13 protein-coding genes are annotated in these 18,877 nt (G+C 39.8%); 4 read left to right on the forward strand and 9 right to left on the reverse strand.

Features of this window, described 5'->3' with window-relative positions; all coding sequences use genetic code 11:
* The first annotated feature begins 16 nt into the window (after positions 1 to 16).
* Complete coding sequence (locus I6J02_RS06400; protein WP_201680946.1) at positions 17 to 745, forward strand: RDD family protein; 729 nt, start codon at positions 17 to 19, stop codon at positions 743 to 745.
* 49 nt (positions 746 to 794) lie between these two features.
* Here the strand turns inward: I6J02_RS06400 and fabD are convergent, their stop codons facing one another.
* From fabD to I6J02_RS06420, 4 genes are all read right to left on the reverse strand, one after another.
* Positions 795 to 1,679, reverse strand: coding sequence for an ACP S-malonyltransferase (gene fabD / locus I6J02_RS06405; RefSeq protein ID WP_201680947.1), 885 nt, complete (start codon positions 1,677 to 1,679; stop codon positions 795 to 797).
* A gap of 43 nt (positions 1,680 to 1,722) precedes the next feature.
* Positions 1,723 to 2,967 carry a M16 family metallopeptidase gene (locus I6J02_RS06410; protein ID WP_201680948.1) on the reverse strand — a complete coding sequence of 415 codons (1,245 nt, stop codon included), beginning with the start codon at positions 2,965 to 2,967 and terminating at the stop codon, positions 1,723 to 1,725.
* A 142-nt stretch (positions 2,968 to 3,109) separates the two neighbouring features.
* Positions 3,110 to 5,905, reverse strand: coding sequence for an outer membrane beta-barrel protein (locus I6J02_RS06415; protein WP_201680949.1), 2,796 nt, complete (start codon positions 5,903 to 5,905; stop codon positions 3,110 to 3,112).
* Between the two features lie 13 nt (positions 5,906 to 5,918).
* Positions 5,919 to 6,668: a hypothetical protein gene (locus tag I6J02_RS06420; RefSeq protein WP_201680950.1), complete on the reverse strand. Its 750-nt coding sequence runs from the start codon at positions 6,666 to 6,668 to the stop codon at positions 5,919 to 5,921.
* Positions 6,669 to 6,853: 185 nt separating this feature from the next.
* Between I6J02_RS06420 and I6J02_RS06425 the strand changes: the two genes are divergently transcribed.
* Positions 6,854 to 7,450 carry a ribonuclease HII gene (locus tag I6J02_RS06425; RefSeq protein ID WP_201680951.1) on the forward strand — a complete coding sequence of 199 codons (597 nt, stop codon included), beginning with the start codon at positions 6,854 to 6,856 and terminating at the stop codon, positions 7,448 to 7,450.
* Positions 7,451 to 7,478: 28 nt separating this feature from the next.
* Here I6J02_RS06425 and I6J02_RS06430 read toward each other — a convergent pair whose 3' ends face one another.
* From I6J02_RS06430 to I6J02_RS06445, 4 genes are all read right to left on the reverse strand, one after another.
* Positions 7,479 to 9,968: a YfhO family protein gene (locus I6J02_RS06430; protein ID WP_201680952.1), complete on the reverse strand. Its 2,490-nt coding sequence runs from the start codon at positions 9,966 to 9,968 to the stop codon at positions 7,479 to 7,481.
* A gap of 142 nt (positions 9,969 to 10,110) precedes the next feature.
* Complete coding sequence (locus I6J02_RS06435; RefSeq protein ID WP_003000278.1) at positions 10,111 to 10,797, reverse strand: potassium channel family protein; 687 nt, start codon at positions 10,795 to 10,797, stop codon at positions 10,111 to 10,113.
* Between the two features lie 9 nt (positions 10,798 to 10,806).
* Positions 10,807 to 12,513: a TrkH family potassium uptake protein gene (locus I6J02_RS06440; RefSeq protein WP_236582326.1), complete on the reverse strand. Its 1,707-nt coding sequence runs from the start codon at positions 12,511 to 12,513 to the stop codon at positions 10,807 to 10,809.
* Between the two features lie 123 nt (positions 12,514 to 12,636).
* Positions 12,637 to 14,427 (reverse strand): hypothetical protein, encoded by a 1,791-nt coding sequence (locus I6J02_RS06445; RefSeq protein ID WP_201680954.1) that lies wholly within the window; start codon positions 14,425 to 14,427, stop codon positions 12,637 to 12,639.
* A gap of 171 nt (positions 14,428 to 14,598) precedes the next feature.
* Here I6J02_RS06445 and I6J02_RS06450 point away from each other — a divergent pair, with 171 nt between their 5' ends.
* On the forward strand, positions 14,599 to 15,594 hold the full coding sequence (locus I6J02_RS06450; RefSeq protein WP_236582327.1) for a hypothetical protein: 996 nt from the start codon (positions 14,599 to 14,601) through the stop codon (positions 15,592 to 15,594).
* The gene (locus I6J02_RS06455) at positions 15,560 to 17,956 is read left to right on the forward strand and encodes a hypothetical protein (RefSeq protein ID WP_201680956.1); all 2,397 of its coding nucleotides are present in this window, start codon (positions 15,560 to 15,562) and stop codon (positions 17,954 to 17,956) included. Before I6J02_RS06450 ends, I6J02_RS06455 begins: the two co-directional genes overlap by 35 nt.
* Here the strand turns inward: I6J02_RS06455 and rsgA are convergent.
* Positions 17,953 to 18,873, reverse strand: a complete 921-nt coding sequence (gene rsgA / locus I6J02_RS06460) for a ribosome small subunit-dependent GTPase A (RefSeq protein ID WP_201680957.1) — start codon at positions 18,871 to 18,873, stop codon at positions 17,953 to 17,955. The genes I6J02_RS06455 and rsgA overlap by 4 nt on opposite strands.
* Between the last annotated feature and the right edge of the window lie 4 nt (positions 18,874 to 18,877).

Below are 18,877 nucleotides of genomic sequence, written 5' to 3' on the forward strand. Positions count from 1 at the left end.
GCATTTACTCAAATATATGAATAAGCTCTTAATAAACACCCCTCAAAACGTAAAATTTGAATATAATTTAGCCACCTTAGGTGCCCGGATTATTGCCTTTGGGATTGATCAGCTTATTGTTATAGCTTATGTTATTCTTGCCGTTCTTATTTTAAAGTATTCCGGAGCAGGTTTTTTATCAGATTCATGGACGACAATGGGGCTCTACAGTTTGTTTATGCTTCCTGCCTTCTTCTATCCCTTTGTTATGGAAACCGTTCTTTCCGGGCAGACACTCGGAAAAAAGATAATGAAAATCAAAGTTGTCAAAATTGATGGCACAAGGGCAACTGCTTATCAGTATTTTATCCGTTGGGTATGTTCCATTGTTGACATTTTCCTTTGTATGGGGGCGTTAGGCATGAGCAGTATCATATTGTCAAAAAAAGGACAGCGTATCGGAGATCTGGCAGCAGATACCACGGTGATCAGTACACAGACAAATACCCAGCTCAGCCATACTTTGTTTGCAGAAATAACCGCAGAAAGAGCTATTACCTATCCACAGGTCATCAAATTAAGCGATCAGGATGCCAATACAATAAAGGATGTTTATAATAAGGGATTTAAGCGCAAAGACTATAATATTATCTGGGCTTTATCCGCCAGGCTTGAACAGATATTAGGCATTCAACGGGATAGAAATCCGGAAGAGTTTATTGATATTATTATAAAAGATCATTATACGATATTCCGCAATAAATAGAAAAGTCCCATTCAGTTGAATGGGACTTTTCTATTTTATGTTATATCTATTATACTGTGGCTGCTGAAGTCGGGATCTGACGATCTACTTTCTTCACCAATCCTTGCAACACATTGCCTGGTCCTACTTCGACAAATGCTTCTGCTCCGTCACTTAGGATATGTTGTACCGTCTGTGTCCAGCGAACAGCTCCTGTCAATTGTGCAATAAGATTTTCTTTAATTACAGCGGGGTCAGTCTGCGGATTTGCATCTACATTCTGATAGATCGGACAAACCGGACTTTTGATATCAACCGCTTCTATAGCTGCCTGAAGTTCTACACGTGCCGGCTCCATCAAAGGAGAATGAAATGCTCCTCCGACATTGAGTTTCAAAGCACGCTTTGCACCAGCCGCTAATAACAATTCACAGGCCTTATCCACTCCTGCAACTGTACCGGAGATTACGACCTGACCGGGACAGTTAAAGTTTGCTGCTACAACTGTCTCTTCTACTTGCGCACATGTTTCTTCTACAATATTATCTTCCAGTCCTAAAATAGCAGCCATTGCTGACGGCTCGATTTCAGTAGCTTTTTGCATTGCATTAGCACGTTTTGCTACCAGTTGCAATCCGTCTTCAAAAGTCAGTGCACCTGCAGCGACCAATGCTGAAAATTCACCTAATGAGTGTCCTGCAACCATATCCGGTTTGAAATTTTCACCTAAAGCTTTTGCAAGGATTACAGAATGCAGGAAAATAGCAGGCTGTGTTACTTTGGTCTGTTTCAACTCTTCATCCGTACCATTGAACATAATGTCGGTGATACGAAATCCTAAAATATCATTAGCCTGTTCGAACAGAGCCTTTGTTTCATCATTCAAATTATACAAATCCTGGCCCATTCCTACAAATTGAGCGCCCTGACCCGGAAACACGTAAGCTGTTTTCATATTTTATCTTGATTGTTAATGGAACAAATATACTTAAATATCCCTAATCCTCTTCCGAAGGCACAAAACTTAGAGATGTCATCTTATCCGTATCAAAGATGTCTTCTAATATTTCTTTGGCACCATCTGTTGACACCTCATCAATTTTTTGAAAAACTTCTTCCAGCGTTATTACCCGGTCATAATCCATGATATTTTTTGCCACAGCAATAATCATACTCATTCTGTTTTCCTCTGCCAGCGCAATCTGTCCTTTAAATTTATTCTTTGCTTTTTGCAGTTGCGTAGCTGTAAGACCGTGCACTTTCAGCTTATTCAATTCTTTGAAAACAAGTGACACCGCTTTTTTTACCTTCTCCTCATCCGTTCCCAGATAAATGGAAAAAATTCCTGTATCCGAAAACATAGAATAATTTGACTCAATCGTATAAGCGATACCGTACTTTTCACGAATAGATAAATTCAGGATAGAACTCATGCCTAATCCTCCCAACATATTATTCAATAACAATAACCCGGTTTTTCGTTCATCCCCTATACCATAGGCTTGGGTACCTAACATATAGTGCACCTGATTTATGGGCTTCTCCATCCGAATATGTTGCGGAGTATGCACCGTAACGCGGGCTCTGTCTCTCTGAATAACAGATTTCTCGATCTGCCCGAAAATACGGTTGGCCAGTTTTTCTATCTGTGTTTTTTTATAATCTCCCGTAATACCAATAACAATATCATTGGTATTATAATTTCCCTTCATAAAACGAAGGATATCATTTTTTTGCAAACCGACCAACTGATCTTCTATTCCGAGAATATTATGTCCCAGGCCGGAATCTGCAAATAAAATATCTTCAAAATCATCAATAATTGCATCTTCCGGGCTATCCAGATAGGATGCCATTTCATCTACAATTACGCTTTTTTCCTTTTCCATCTCGAGATCAGGAAAAGTGGAGTGAAATATGATGTCTTCAAACAGGTCGAGCGCCCGGTCCAGATACGGATTTAAAATAGAGGCGTGAATACAGGTATACTCTTTCGTTGTATATGCATTTAAGTCTCCACCTACAGTCTCCAATCTGTTTAAAATCTGATTTGTATTTCTTCGTTCTGTCTGCTTAAAGAGCAGATGCTCTATAAAGTGTGCTACACCGAATTTCCCGTTTTCTTCATCACGGGATCCGGCATTGATAAGAAGACAGGTATGTGTGATCGGAGTTTGCTGGGGATATAAAACTATCCTAATGCCATTCGATAATCGAATAATCTCATATTCCATTGTAGTCATCTAAAAATATTATGGGTGTTCAATATACTTCGTATTCCAATACCTACGATGTACGGAACTGTGCAAAACTACATAATTATAAAACAAAAACGGCTGCAGTCTTTCAGAACTACAACCGTTTGTCGATTTCAAAGGTATAAAATTACATTCTGGGTGGACGTCCTCCTCCTGGAAATCTATTCTCTTCCTGTGGACCTACACCTCCTGCAAACTTGGAGAACTTGTAGGTAAACATCAGCATGAAGTAACGACCGAGTCTGTTGGTCCGGCTGTCAGAGATCTGAATATCTGAAAACGTTCTTGAAATATTCGTCTGCTCATTCAGCAGGTCAAATGCCTGTAAACGCAGCGTACCTCTGTTTTGCTTCATAAATTTTTTCTCCACATATGTATTTATAACAAATGGGTTTTCATTATAGGCATTTCCCTGATAGAATGTTTTGGACAGATCTGCTCCAAAAATAACCGATGGCGAAATATTAACAGATCCGATCAAAGTCGGTGCATAAGACTGCATTACGACTGTAGTATTATTAAGCGTATTGTTAGTATGATTCCACGAGTACCTGAAACCCGGATTTATTTCCAGATTTTCGGAAGGGTTATATCTAAACATCACTCCTTGGTTCAGCGCCCAGTTTTTTGCAAGATTCAACTGTCCGTCTGTGTAAGATGGATTATTGTTATAGGTCAATCCTCCCATAAAGTTTATACTATAAGTCTTGCTTTTGAATGATCGTCCGTAATGATAGAAACCATTCAAACTAAATGCTCCGTCCTCATTCAGATAATTAACTTCCTGTATTATACCCAATCCCGGATCAGTTCTTCTGAAATTGTTGGATACGATTTTATCCTGAGTCAATGTTCCGTTCAGCATCACAAAGAACGTTTTTCCTTTTTGAAAATCAGATGAATTAAACCGGAATCTCAGATTGTGTCTGAATTCAGCAGCCAGATCCGGATTACCTGTTACAACGTTTGTTGGATTAGAATTATCTGTAAATGGCTGTATCTGTGTGATAGATGGCTCATTGGAATTTCCGGAATAATTAATCTGCAAATTCTTCTGCCTATTGAATTTATACTCAAATCTGGCAATTGGTACAAAATTAAACCCATTGCGGTGAATATTGATTTTGTTCCCGTCCACTATAGCATCACCATCTAATATGGAAGGCTGTACCGAAGCACCGATAGCATATTTAATTTTATCATTATTATAGCTGTAGTTGGCTCCTACACGATGTGTACTAAAGGAATAATCATACATCCGCTCAAAATTAAAGTCATCGTCATCCAGAACTGACCCGTCAAGATTGTAAGCTTTCTGATTGCGGTTATTGTCATAGGTATTGACATTGTAGTCATACGAAACTTCCAATTTGCCAAACTGACTCAATGGTTCTATATAGGATACACTTGCACCTCCGTTCCAGCTTTTATTGTCAAGCTCAGCCAGCGTTCTCCTATAAATACTATCCATCGTAATAGTGCTGTTGTTGGGATCGCCCACTAAGGTCTCAATAATACGATCCTGATCTTGTTTGGTTCCCGAAGAATTGATGTTCATATTGAAAAAAACATTTCTACCCTTGTCATTCAGACGTCTGTTATACAAAGCACTGATGCCCACATTCGGACTCCTCGAAGAACTGTACGAGTTGTTGGTCTCAGTATTATACAGCACTCCGTTTAAGAGATTTTCATTGTGACTGTAAGTATCCGTTGTTGTTTTTCCATAGCCAAGCTGAGGGGAGATTTTAATAAAATCCTTTGGAGAAGGTTTCCACTCCAGGTTTGCTTCAAATCTATGGGTATTACCTATTGTATTTGTAGTGGACTCGGTATTCTTGTCTAATGTAGAATCGGGGTATAAAAATTTGTTAAGGCTGGATGAAATAACATCATTATCATCGTGACCATAGCTATAGCTACCATATACAGTTACCTTATCATTATAATCCTGTCTGTAGTTCAGTCCAAATGATCCGGTATTGGTAATTCCATTGGCACCACCAAACATACCACCGCCTCCCCGGCCACCACCGCCTCCCTGACGTCTTCTTGCTCCACCACCTTGTGTATTAAAATCAAATAGTGGCGCATTGATGTTATTCAGGTTTCCTAAGGCTGAGATTTGCATACCCTCTTTCATAGCCAGGATCATACCTGTCGCCTGATACCGGTCTTCAGTACCGTAGCCAAGTCTTAATGTCGTCGTATATCCTTTATTTTTTGCAGGGTCGATCTGTATATTCAAAATCTTTTCGGCATCTCCTGTTTTATTACCTGTCAGATTCGCCACATCTCCATAATCATCAATAATCTGAATCTTCTCAATAATATCTGCAGGCAGATTTTGTGTTGCAGTCTTCACATCTCCTCCAAAAAAGTCTTTGCCATTGATACGGATACGCTTTATCTGCTCTCCCTGTGCTGTCACTGTTCCATTTTTGTCAACTTCTACACCTTCCAGTTTTTTTAAGGCATCTTCTACCAGTGCTCCGTCCCGTAATTTCAGATCGCGTGTAGTATATTCCAGTGTATCACTTTTCACCACCACTGTCGGAACACCGTCGACTACTACTTCCTCCAGCATCGTACTGGTAGGCATCAGCTCAAAACTCGGAATGGACAGACTGTTCTGTCCCGCTTGGAAGGCAAATTCTTTCTCGAAAGTTTCATAACCTATACTACTTACTTTGATTTTAAACTTTTCTCCCTTTACATTACTGAAAGAATACATACCACTCATTGATGAGCTGGTACCCACCGAATCTTTATCTGAAATCAGAGTGACTGATGCTCCTGCCACCACACGGGATTTGCTGTCCCGCAGAAAACCCTGTACGCTTTTACCCGTTTGCGCTAATGCACTGGTAGCCGCTATACAGAAGACGATAAAAAAAGCAGCATACTTTTGAAGTATTTTCATATGTATATAATTATTAATTCTGTTCCAGTATGGTCAATATCCACACCTCTGTTTGTACTTTACTTTGATTTTTAGGCATTTGCGGTGTAGCGTATGTTCTTCCGCCGGCAACGGCCCTTCCCTTGTTAGCCTTGGCCGATCTGGCCATAGCTGACCACATCGTATTTAACTGTAACTGAATTCCGACAGGACCTTTATCCTTATCTATGGGTAGTCTTGAAACCGGCAAAACAGCCTCATAGCACAGATTATCGTGTTCGTCGATCCGTATTTGCGCCTGAATTCCATAATTATTTGAGAAAGAAAGATTTCCATTCACTAATGACTGAAAGCCAGAAATCTGATATCCCCGTACTGTATTAAGCAACACCTGTCTGATATCCTGACCTTTATAATCATCAGATTGTGCAAGCTCCCGTACATCTTCACGGTCAGCAACCGGATATATCAATTCTGCCCCATCCTTTTTCTTTACATTGCCATGTACTCCCAACGTTATACCCCAACGCACTACATCTTTCTGCAATTCTTTATCTTTAATTTTCACTGCCGCATACAGATAGTCTCCGTTTCGGGCAACAGAATAGCTCCAGGAAGAATCCTGACCAACAGAAATAAGCTTTCCTGACCATTCCTTTAATTGTGCGTCTATCACTACATTATCAATTGCAGGAAGAGTAACAACAGGTTGTTTTGATTTCTTCTGCCCATAGCCGGACATTGAAATCAGGAAACATATACATATGATGAGAATTTTCTTCATAAACCGGTAATCGTGATGAACAAGGGATTGGACATAAAGAATTGCCAAAGGTTTGTTCACCATTCGTTTTCGTTACAAAAGAACTGATAAGAAGTGTTAATTACTGTAAAAGCAGGTTAATCACAGAGAAGTTACATTTTCATCCCGGCTTAAGAAATATTACTTTTGAAGTTTAATTGAATACCATGCTATTATCCACATTTCAGATAGAACGTATAGAAGCCGGCTGTGATGAAGCTGGAAGAGGCTGTCTTGCGGGACCTGTCTTTGCCGCCGCTGTTATTTTTCCAAAAGACTATCATCATGATCTACTTAATGATTCCAAAAAACTAAGTGAGAAAAAACGGATGGCATTGCGCCCCATTATTGAGCAGGAAGCTCTTGCCTTTGCCGTAGCCAGTGTTTCCGCTGAAGAAATTGACAAAATCAATATTCACAATGCATCCTATCTGGCCATGCATCGTGCATTAGATCAGCTAAGAGTGAAGGCTGAATACATTATAGTAGACGGAAATCGCTTTATCCCTTATCCGGAAGTTTCACATACCTGTATTATCAAAGGGGATGGGAAGTATCTTTCTATTGCAGCGGCATCCATACTGGCAAAGACCTACCGCGACGAATATATGGAAAGCATAGCCTGTGATTTTCCGGCCTATGACTGGCTACAGAATAAGGGTTATCCCACTGTCAAACACAGAAACGCCGTCCTTGCATACGGCCTAACACCACATCACAGAAAAACCTTCAGAATAACCGATCCGCAGCTCAAATTATTCTAAAGGTTTTTAAATATTATTTAAGAGAAACTTAATTGGTCCGTTTCGGTTTTTCCGGTTCCGGACCTTTTTTCTTGTCTTGACGTACGCCATACCAGACCGCACCAGCTAACCCAAGCACCAGAATAACTGACGCTATTCCAGAAAGAAGATTCGTAGTTTTGACAGATTCCGGAGCAAAGATAAATTCAATCTTATGGTTTCCTCCAGGCACCTGCAATGCTCTCAAAATATAGTCTGCACGAATAATCTGTGTTTCTTTACCGTCGATATATGCTTTCCATCCCTTATCATAGAATACTTCAGAAAATACAGCGAATGCATCATTTGGTGCTGTATATTCATATTTCAACGTATCCGGATGATAAGATGTCAGTGTAATAGAGGAATTGACAGGCAAACCTAAGCGCCCGGCATCAATCTTATCCTTGAATTCCTGATTAACAAAAGCTTCTTTCTTTGGATCAAAACTGCCTATAGCCTGCATCTCTTGTGCATTGTCTTTCACAAACGTCACTTTATCTACAAACCAGGCATTACCCGGAGCAGAACTTCTCCTTACTACTTTCTGAGACCCGTTTGAAGGATCTGCTGTAATCAGGTAGCGAACATTGAACATGTCCAGTACATCTTCATTTAAAGCTCCGTTAAACTGATGTTCAAGGATCTCCTGAAAGCGCATCATTTTGGCAGCATGGTATCCTCCAAGATTTTTATGGAAGTAAGATGCTGTAGCATCTGAGAACGCATTTGTTGTAAGATCCAGCACACGATAACTTGGATCCTGATCCAGGCGGATCAGCTGATCAACCTCACGCTCTGGAATCCGGGAGGAAGAAGGGTTTGCAAATGAATCATCATTCAGGTAGCGTTTATCCACAGACCACAGATCTGCAAGGAAGATCACTCCCAAAGCAACAACTAATACAGTATAATTTAATTTCTTTTTCAGGTAAAACCAGATCAGACCAAATGTCAATGCAACAATAAACAATGAACGCCAGGCATCTTTACTTGCAAGCGAAGCACGGTCCTTCACCAATGCTGTCACAGTTTCATTTGCAACCGTACGATCTCCGATCTGCTGCGTAAATACTTCCACAAGATCCTGATGCTTAGAGTTACGAAGGCTCAGAAACATATCCGGAACTAACGCAATCAAAAGACACAAACCTCCTACACCTATAAAAGTGTAAAGTACTTTCTTATCCAGATTTTTGATTTCAGAAGAACGGTTAATCAACTCATTGATACATAATATCGCCAATATAGGGATCAGCAATGCCGCAATGACCAATATGGATTCTACAGCTCTGAACTTATTATACATCGGGAAGTAGTCAAAAAACAAATCCGAAATAAAAGGAAGATGACGGCCAAATGAAAGGAAGATAATAAGTGCCGTAGCTCCCAGGATCCACCACTTAATGCGCCCTCTAACTATGAATAGTCCCAGGACAAACAGAAATAATATACTTGCTCCGAAATACCAGGGACCTGCAGTGAATTGTTTTTCACCCCAGTAGGATGGCATCTGTTTTGCGATTTGTGCAGCCTGCATTGCAGAAGCCCCTTTCGATTCATAAAGTTTGGCAACATGTGAATTTTCATCCAGAACTCCTTGCGAGCGACCTCCGTAAGCATTAGGGATCAAAAATGTAATGGTCTCCCCCACACCCTGACTCCAGTCGTATGCATACTGTTTATCCAGCCCTTTTTGTTCATTTGCCTCATCGACTTTGATGATATTGGCCTTACCACGGGTAGAATATTTACTGTATTCGTAAGTAGGATACAATACAGATGCGTTGACCAGCACAGCAAGAATAACAGCTGTTAACTGAACGCCAGTCGCCTGTACGAATCCCTTGATTCTCTTTTCTTTGATAGCATGGTACAGTTCAATACCGACCAGTACTAACAAAGCAATAAACAGGTAATAGGTAACCTGAATATGATTGACACGGATTTCTAAAGCCATCGATAAAGCCAGAATAGCTCCACCTAAGAGAAATTTGCCCCGATAGCACAGAATAACAGACCCGATAATAGGTGCCATATAGGCAATAGCATAAGCCTTATTCACGTGTCCGGCTTCTATATAAATAAAATTATAGGATGTAAATGCGACAGCTATTGCACCTACCGCAGCTAGCCACGGTCTTACCTTTAGGACACAGAACAAAAAATACGCCCCTAAAAGGTACAGCAATACAACATCTATCGGCGTCGGAAAAACTGTTTTTAAACCTCTGGATATATAGGTGCCGACATTGCTGCTATGCTCTGCCCAGATCTGATAGGTAGGCATACCTCCAAACATAGAATTTGTCCAGTTGGGCGCATGTCCGTCCTTGGCTTTATAATCAAATAATTCTTTCTGACTTGCCTCTGCCTGCAGCACATCATGTTGTGCCAAAGTCTTACCCTGCCATATAGGTGTAAAATAAAAAAACACCATAACGATAAAGATTCCGACAATCGCAAAGTGTACTGCATTTTCCTTAAACCAATTTTTCATGTACTCTAAATAGGTTGTATGTAATGATTAAGCTCCAAAAATATACAAATCATTTTAAAATTCGTCAGAATAACAAAAAAGGATTTCAGTGTTTTAAAACATGAAATCCTTTTCCTGGCATTACATTCCTGGAAGTTGTAAGCTATTCGCCCTTTTGAATCAGTTTTTTAATATTCGAAAGTTCGCCGAATAAGACAAGCAAATCCTCTTCCCGGAGCATGGTATCAGATTTTGCAATCCCTGTTGCCTCTTTTATCTTCACATTTTTACCTTTTTCCAGTACATCCCGCTGATTGACAGTCGTGAGTACGATCACCCCGTAACTATTAGTCAGATTTGCCTGCTCCAAGGTCATCCCAATATATTTTGCAGGTACTTTAGTCTCTACAATACTGTATTTATCCGAGATCTTGAAGGAATCTACGATGTCAATATTATCCAGACGCATCGCCAGCCTTTCCGCAGCCTCTTCCTCCGGCATGATGTATTCGTCAATCTCCATTGCTTCCATAACAGTCTTCTGCAAATCAGATACTACGCGGCCAATGATACGTTTCACGTGAAGCTGCTTTAATAAGGCCGTAGTAAGCATCGAAGCGCCCTCGTCTTCACCAATGGCCACAATAACAGCATGACTATCTCTTAGTGGCAGAGCGCTCACGGAATCACGATCTGTAGTATCCATACATACCGTATGAGTCACCCGATCCTTCAGTTGTTCTACAATCGTAAGATTTTTATCGGCACCGATTACCTCATGTCCCAATTCGGTGAGGTGTATCGCTAACGATTTCCCAAAATGTCCTAATCCTAATACGATATATTTCATGCTGATAAATTAGAATAATATTTTTTCACTCGGATAGACATAATTTCTATTCCGCATATTTTTGATAAATGCAACAAGCAGCGTTAACGTACCTACACGTCCTACAAACATCGTAAAGATAATGATAATCTTACTTGAAGGACTCAGGGAGGGAGTGACACCCAAAGAGAGCCCGCAGGTCGTATAAGCGGATACCGTTTCAAAAAGAAGTTCTTTCATTCCTTTGCCGGGATCGGAAAGATTGAGCAGGACAAAAGAAATTCCAATCGTAACTCCTGAAAGCAATATAATAGCAAATGCTTTATTAACAGATTCGGGAATGATCCTTCTTTTGAAAATATCTATAGAATCCTTACCTCTTGCCAGAGATAAAATATTCAATAACGCAATAGCTACGGTTGTCACTTTCACACCCCCGCCGGTAGATCCCGGAGAGGCCCCGATCCACATTAAAGAGGTCACCATAATTACAGTAGGACCACTCAGAAAATTAAGATTTACACTATTGAAACCGGCAGAGCGGGAAGCATTGGTCATAAAAAAAGCTGATACTATTTTTCCATACCAGATCTCATCCTGCTGGAGCGTATTGTTGTATTCAAACAGAAAATATGAACTGGTTGCTAACACGACAAGGATAAGGTTACAGATCAGTATAAATTTAGAATTGAAGCTGAAGGGCCACGGCCTGTGAACATAACTGCGTTTTAAAATCAGCTTACAAAACAGGGCCTGAATCTTTGTCTTGGCATAGGTATAGAAATTGTAAACCGTTCCAAAACCCAGTCCTCCGAAAACAAATATCATAGCGAGCGCTAACTGAAAGTTGTAGTTATACCGGTAATCTGCATGTTGTATTCCATCCGGAAGGATAGAAAACCCGGCATTACAAAACGAAGAGACAGCATGAAAAATAGAGAAGAAAACCTGATCACCAATAGAATTAAACAGGGTTGGATCCAGCGTAAAATAAATGGAAACAGCACCTATAAGTTCAAATAGCAGAGTAATGAAAATAATGGTTAGCAAAGTGCTTATTACTGAATTAAGTTTATTCTCTTCCAGTATTTCTCCAAACATAAGTTGATTTTTAAAAGAAAATCCACCGGAAAAGAAGTACCCGAAAAAACCTGTAAATGTCATGATACCCAGTCCTCCGATCTGGATAAGAACCAGAATCACAGTCTGTCCGAACATCGAAAAATTTGAAGAGATATCCGTTACAGAAAGGCCAGTAATACATACAGCGCTCGTCGCCATAAATAAGGCATCTATAAATGTCAAAGGAGCGACTAAAGTAGTGCGGGGTAACATCAGAATCAAGGTGCCGATCAGGATCAGCACTAAAAAACTGATGACAAAAAGAATCGTAGGATTAAAGTAGAAATTATCAAAAAACAGACTGTTTTTTGATAATGCAGATAAAAATATCAGATAGATTCCAAGATATATCCACTCTTCTTTATTAAAAAAGGAAAGCGATTCGAGGCCCGAGAGCCTGGCAAGGGTGATAAAACAAAAATAACCAATGATTACGAGGCCCGAAATATTAGATACCCCGACTCTTTTTTGAACATATATCGACGATAACGTACGAAACCCTTCTAAAAGGAACAACCCAAAGAACATTCCGTGTATAACAACTTCGAATACCTTCGCAATCTTAGGATCTGTTATATATCCTACATGCAAAATAACAGCAAATGCACAGATCATGCTCACATAGAACATGCAAATGTCTATTATCTTGTTTTTGTATTTAAAAATAAACTTTAAGAAACCTAACATCCTCTTATCTGCTGCAACTGTAAGGTAACAAAGATAGCCACCTCTTTCCGTTTATTTCTTTTCCTTTTTATCTTCTTCTTTCTTATCCTTCTTTTTGAAGATAGAATTGAAGAATTTCTTGGTCTTACTGATTGTTTCCGTTGCAGTTTCGGCTTTACCCATAAGCTTTGCCTCCCGCTCTGGAGTCATACCGACACATTGTTTGATCCCTGCAAGCAAACTTTGCCATAACGTTTTGAAAAAAGGATATTGAGGAACCCGCTTGTAATTAACATTTCCTACATGGTAGATTTCATTTGCATCAGGATTACTGTCATTCAGTATAAAACTATTGACCAAAAAAGAAATAGCACGCTTAGACACCTTCTCTTCGCCCTTGCCCTGTTCATTCAGGATATTAATTTTTAAATGATTGTAATCGAATTTGAAGGTCCCCCAATTGCGGTAATCATTAGCTTTATAATCAAAATTGATTCTTTTGATATTTCCCGATGCAATCTCTACATTTAACAGTGGCCGCAAAATCCTGTTGAATGCTGTAGCATTCATCGCTCCCACTGAACCTTTATACGTGTGTTCGCCCTGCTTGCTCAGCATATCGAATCCAAATTCAACTTTTAATAATCCGGAACCCATTATATTACTGCTCAGATTAGCCCTCATCCACTTATCTTTCTTCAGAGCTACAGAGTCATTGGTTACATTCGTCAGGTAACCCCGGGTATGATCAAAGGAAATAGAGCCTTCTTTCAGATATTTATTACTAAATTCTGAATAAGTTACATCCACATTTTCAACCAGCACTGTATCTAACCGAAGCAATCCTTTTAATTGAAGCAGCTTCTGGTGCGGAGACTGCCCAATCTTGTTTTCAGAAGGACTATGATAGCGCTTATCTGATGAGATCACTACCGATCCGTTTCTGATCTGAGCACGTCTGGCTGTCAGTTGCTTATTCCGCATCAGATTTTTGAAATCCAGATTTTCAAAACGAACAGTATCAAACCGAAGTGAAGCAATAGAACCTCCCGAACCTTTTTTCTTATAGAAAGCATCCTTCTTTAACTGTGGTAAATAAGAAACCTTAGTCAGTAAAATGTTCTGCTCTTCTGTATTGATTTTTAATTTTTCAAATCCGACCTTATATAGTCCATTAGGCAGAGGGTATTCGAATTTCGGCACCTCCAGTTCGATCATTTTTGTATGGTAGAAGCGAAGAGAATCTGAGATTGATGTTGAATCAATCAGCACATCTCTCACCCGCAGATTGACCTTTTCAATCTCCATATGTGATGACCTGCCTTTATCAAGCTGGGTATATTTAAAGGAAATGTCCTCAACTTTTATACCTCCGATCTGAATGGTATTTAAAAACTTTTTAACACTTTCATACAGCGTCTTTTGTGGTTTAGTGGAAACAGTATCATTGTAGGCATGATATTCATTCATCAAATGAATTTTAGGACTTTCGAATTCGATAGATTCGATCTTAAGCTTCTTTTTCTTTAAAATATCAATAAGATTGAAGCTCACTATTTTAAGTTTGGAAACTTTGATATGAACCCTGTTATTCGGAGCTTCTTTGCGCTCGTCCATTTGTTTATAGACATTGGAATCCGGAATAAGTTCCACATTCTTGACCACCACGTTTCCCAGCCCTGGATTGATGTCCAGATCATCATATTTTAAGGTATAAAGACTATCGCTGGCATCTTTAATTGCTTCCTTTAACTGATCCTCCACAATTGGTTTCCAATGTATACTTAGATACCAACTGGCACTTACTACCACAATGATAAGAAATGCAACGACCCCGATTACCCATTTCCAAACTGGCTTCATCCTTTAAATTTATAATGATCTTTATTTAATTAACAATCCGTGATAAAACAACTACGTATGCTATTATGTTTTACGACTATGTATTATTTTGGCTTCACTCATATAAATATCTTACTTTTACACTAAATGATTTATAAGAACATACACCTGTATTTTTACCTCTGCATCCTGATGTTACTGATAGCTGTGAGTTGTCAGAATCCTCAAAAAGAGGTTTCATTTTACTATTGGAAAACAACATACGCATCCGACTCGATTATTCAAAACAGTCTGAACCAGCTTCATACTAACAAACTGTATGTAAGGATTATGGATATAGACATGCAGGAAAACGGACGTGAACCGATCCCCATTTCGCCTATTACGTTCAAAGATACTCTTCCGGCAGATATGCAGATCGTTCCCGTAGTTTTTATCAACACCCGGATCTTTCAGTCCATGGACAGCCTTACAATAAGAGGTTTAGCTCACAAAATCGTGCCATTTGTGATTGAAAAGGTAAAACAAAGCGGCAATACCACATTTGGAGAGTTACAACTGGACTGTGACTGGACAGCTTCATCCCGCGACAAATTCTTTTATCTGATCGAGTTTATGAAGACTTTTCCAGAGCTGGCAAATGTAGAACTCACCTCCACGCTTAGACTCCACCAGATCAAAAATATCAAGACCAGCGGCATACCTCCGGTTTCGAGAGCCATTCTTATGTGCTATAACATGGGGAACCTCCGGAAATTCGGAACTCAAAATTCCATATTGAACCAGGAGGATCTTAATCTTTACCTCAAAGATCATTTAGGCAATTATCCGCTCAAGCTCGATATAGCACTACCACTCTTCGAATGGTTCGTTGTATTCCGCAATCAGGAGTATGCAGGGATTTCAAAAAAAATTGACAAACAAGAGCTGGACAATACCACCCTATTTACCCGTAATCCGAATACAAATCTGTATGTATTGAAACAGGATCTTCCGGAAAAAGGGCTGATGAAAAATGATATCATCAGATATGAGTTTGTTTCTGAGGAAGACCTCTCAAAAACGGCTTCATTTTTGAAAAGAGAATTAAAGAAAGAAGATCGAAACATTGTGTTCTATCATCTGGACAAAACAATACTATCAACATACCCGAATGAAACTTTACAAAAAATCATTAATCGTCTCTAGTCTGTTTCTGGCGGCATATTTTGGTGAAATTGCAGTGAATATTGCTTGTGGTCCGGAAATGGATCCTTATGATAATCAAACTTCCTATTTCCTGCCGAATATAGAAGCCGGGAGCTATTCGGCTTTTCAATATATACCTTATAGATTCCTTTACTCAGAAGAAGAACCACAGAGTGAAGCCGTGATCAATATTCGCGAATGGACAGCTTACCTGGGAAAAAGCGTAAAACCAGAAGATGTACAGGCTTTGATGTATAAAGCAGACAGTGCCACTGTAGTTTCATTCCTGGCGGCTACAGAACAGAAACAATTACCAGACTCCTTATCAGGAAACACATTTGCGGTCAAACTATTAGAGTCCAAATCAGCACCCGCAAAAGAATATTTCAGCCTGACAAAGGAGGCTGAAAATTTAACTTTCGTACCCTATAATTATTGGGATCCTGCTCCGGTAGATTATTCCTCTATACTGGATATTGCTGAAAAAGCTGAAGAAAAAATCGAAACATTCCCTGCGAATAGCTTCCTGAGATTAAGATATTCCTATCAGGCAGCCCGATTGTATCTGTATGCCAAGGAATACGATAAATCTATCCTGATATATGAAAAGTATATCGCTCCTGTCAAATCTAAAAGTGCACTGATGGGTTGGGCATTATCCAACTATGCCGGTGCAAAAAGATGGAGCGGAGAAAAAGCAGAAGCTGCATTTTTATATGCTAAAGTATTCTATTCCAACCCGGAAAGAAGAGTCTTAGCGTATAAAAACTTTCACTATATAGATATTCTTGATGAGGAAATCACCGTCTTATCAAAGACAAAACAGGATCAGATCAGCCTCGCAGCATTGCTGGGTTTCTCTGCATCGGACATGACAATGGAATATTTGAGAACATGCTATACATTGGATCATAACAATGAAGTCGTGGGCATGCTGCTAACCCGCGAAGTGAACAAGCTGGAATCTGCTCTGATCACTCCGTATTCCTTAAACTGGACATATTACAATCCTTTCGGCAGTCCTGAAGAACAAGAAAAATCACAGAAACATGCTCACGAGCTTCGTGATTTCGCACTCCAGCTATCCGGAAAACAAAAGAGTCTGGGACTTCTCACCGCCGCTTATACCAGCTGGTTGATTAACGAAAATGAAGCTGCTCAGGGATATTTGAAAAAAATAAATGTTAAAAAACTTCCGGAACCAATTCTCGATCAATTCCGTATTACCAATATGCTGACCCAACTCACCGATTGGAAAAAAGGTACTAACGTAAATGAAGAAGAAATGGTCTCCACGCTCAATTGGCTTTCTGAAAAGTCTAAGGGAGAGCAACATAAAGAAAATGATCAGTATTATTACGGCTATGAAGGAAGTCCCTACAGCCTTATCGGCAAAAACATCTTAAGCAATATTCTGGTTCCCCAGTATCTGGCAAAAGGTGACACTGCTTTAGCGAGTCTGGCAGCTTTAAAAGCAGATATATTCAGCAACAATAACTATGTACAGGATACGCTTGAAAAGAACTTTAATTATTCTACAGACATATTCTGGAAGAAATACCTGACCTCTTCCTCTATAATAGAAATACAGAATTATCTTCAAAATCCGGAACAGCAGAAAGGTATAGTCAAATACCTGCTTCAGGGAATCAGCAATACCGATCAGATGGCGATCACAGAGCTTTTAGGAACAACTTATCTGCGTACACATGATTACGAAAATGCCGTCAAAACTTTAGAAAAGCTTCCGAATACGTACACCTATCAATCCTATAGTGACTGGTATTCAGATCAGTCTGTATATGCCAATCCATTCATTACAATGAATAACGATTATCCAAAAGAGAGAGGCAGTGATGTATTCGACAAGCTTGATTTTGCCAGACAGATGCTACAGTTAGAGAAAAAACTCAAAACAGAAAAGGATCCTCAAAAACAAGCGAATATCTATTTTATGATGGCAAACGGAGTGTACCAAACCTCAACTTTCGGAAATGCATGGATGCTGGTAAGCTACAATTGGAGCAGCTATGATCCGTACACTTCGCCTGAAGTAGATTGGGAATACGACTATTTGCAGGGAAGACAGGCAAAGCGTTGGTATGAAAAAGCTCGTACATTAAGCAAAGACAACGAATTCAAAGCACGTTGTACGTTCATGCTTGCAAAATGCCAGCAAAAAGAATTTCAATATTCAAATGACGAGCGGTGGAAATATTATGAATTCTTTTCTCAGTCTCCGTTCTATCTGTACAGCTTTAACAATCCATACTTTAAAGAACTAAAAAACAACTATTCCAAGACACAATATTACCAGATTGCGGTTAATGAGTGTTCTTATTTACGGGATTTTATTAATTAATTGCGGGTATTCTCGTTATGGTAGATACTCAGGTAGCTATCATAACGGGAAGCCTCAAGAGTTCCGTTTTCTACGGCTTCCATAACCGCACAACCGGGCTCATTCACATGACGACAATTGTTAAAGCGGCATTTATTGAGCAAAGCCCTCATTTCAGGAAAAAAGTGGGATAGTTCCTGCGGTTGTATATCTACAATCCCGAGTTCACGTATACCAGGTGTATCGATGAGCTTACCTCCAAATGGCAGATCCATCATCTCCGCAAAAGTAGTTGTATGCTTTCCTTTATCTGACCAGTCAGATATTCTTCCTGTTTTCAGCCCGGCATCCGGAATCAAAGCATTGATTAATGTCGACTTGCCAACACCGGAATGCCCTGACACGAGCGTCACTTTATCTTTTAGCAATCCCTTTAGTTCTTCCACATTGATGCCTTCCAGAGCGGAAACTTCATAGCAAGGATAACCGATAGACTCATAAATGTGTTCATATTCCTTCAGAATATCCAGACCTTCTTCGCTGAACAGGTCCAGTTTATTAAAAACTAACACCGCAGGCACACTGTAAGCTTCGGCAGTAACCAAAAAGCGATCTATAAATCCCAGTGATGTCGGAGGAGAAGCCAGTGTAACTACCAGAATAGCCTGATCCAGATTAGCACCTATGATCTGTGTTTGTTTAGAAAGGTTGACCGATCTCCGGATAATGTAATTGCGACGGGGCTCCAGATGTTTAATTACACCACTATCCTGATCCGGCTCCAGATCAAACTCAACCCAGTCACCGACAGCCACAGGATTAGTACTTTTGATACCATGGGTACGAAACTTACCTTTGATCCGGCATTCATAACGTTGGCCGTCAGATCCCAGCACCAGATACCAACTTCCTGTAGATTTTGTCACCAGCCCTCTCATACCC

This window comes from Sphingobacterium spiritivorum (assembly GCF_016725325.1).
Classification (GTDB): Bacteria; Bacteroidota; Bacteroidia; order Sphingobacteriales; family Sphingobacteriaceae; genus Sphingobacterium.

Bases quoted from the DNA above. Each gene is read 5' to 3' on its own strand.
- I6J02_RS06430 (WP_201680952.1), bottom strand. From the start codon at position 9,968: ATGAAAAATTGGTTTAAGGAAAATGCAGTACACTTTGCGATTGTCGGA.
- I6J02_RS06415 (WP_201680949.1), bottom strand. From the start codon at position 5,905: ATGAAAATACTTCAAAAGTATGCTGCTTTTTTTATCGTCTTCTGTATA.
- I6J02_RS06420 (WP_201680950.1), bottom strand. From the start codon at position 6,668: ATGAAGAAAATTCTCATCATATGTATATGTTTCCTGATTTCAATGTCC.
- I6J02_RS06440 (WP_236582326.1), bottom strand. From the start codon at position 12,513: ATGATCTGTGCATTTGCTGTTATTTTGCATGTAGGATATATAACAGAT.
- I6J02_RS06435 (WP_003000278.1), bottom strand. From the start codon at position 10,797: ATGAAATATATCGTATTAGGATTAGGACATTTTGGGAAATCGTTAGCG.
- I6J02_RS06450 (WP_236582327.1), top strand. From the start codon at position 14,599: ATGTTACTGATAGCTGTGAGTTGTCAGAATCCTCAAAAAGAGGTTTCA.
- rsgA (WP_201680957.1), bottom strand. From the start codon at position 18,873: ATGAGAGGGCTGGTGACAAAATCTACAGGAAGTTGGTATCTGGTGCTG.
- I6J02_RS06445 (WP_201680954.1), bottom strand. From the start codon at position 14,427: ATGAAGCCAGTTTGGAAATGGGTAATCGGGGTCGTTGCATTTCTTATC.
- I6J02_RS06400 (WP_201680946.1), top strand. From the start codon at position 17: ATGAATAAGCTCTTAATAAACACCCCTCAAAACGTAAAATTTGAATAT.
- I6J02_RS06410 (WP_201680948.1), bottom strand. From the start codon at position 2,967: ATGACTACAATGGAATATGAGATTATTCGATTATCGAATGGCATTAGG.
- fabD (WP_201680947.1), bottom strand. From the start codon at position 1,679: ATGAAAACAGCTTACGTGTTTCCGGGTCAGGGCGCTCAATTTGTAGGA.
- I6J02_RS06455 (WP_201680956.1), top strand. From the start codon at position 15,560: ATGAAACTTTACAAAAAATCATTAATCGTCTCTAGTCTGTTTCTGGCG.
- I6J02_RS06425 (WP_201680951.1), top strand. From the start codon at position 6,854: ATGCTATTATCCACATTTCAGATAGAACGTATAGAAGCCGGCTGTGAT.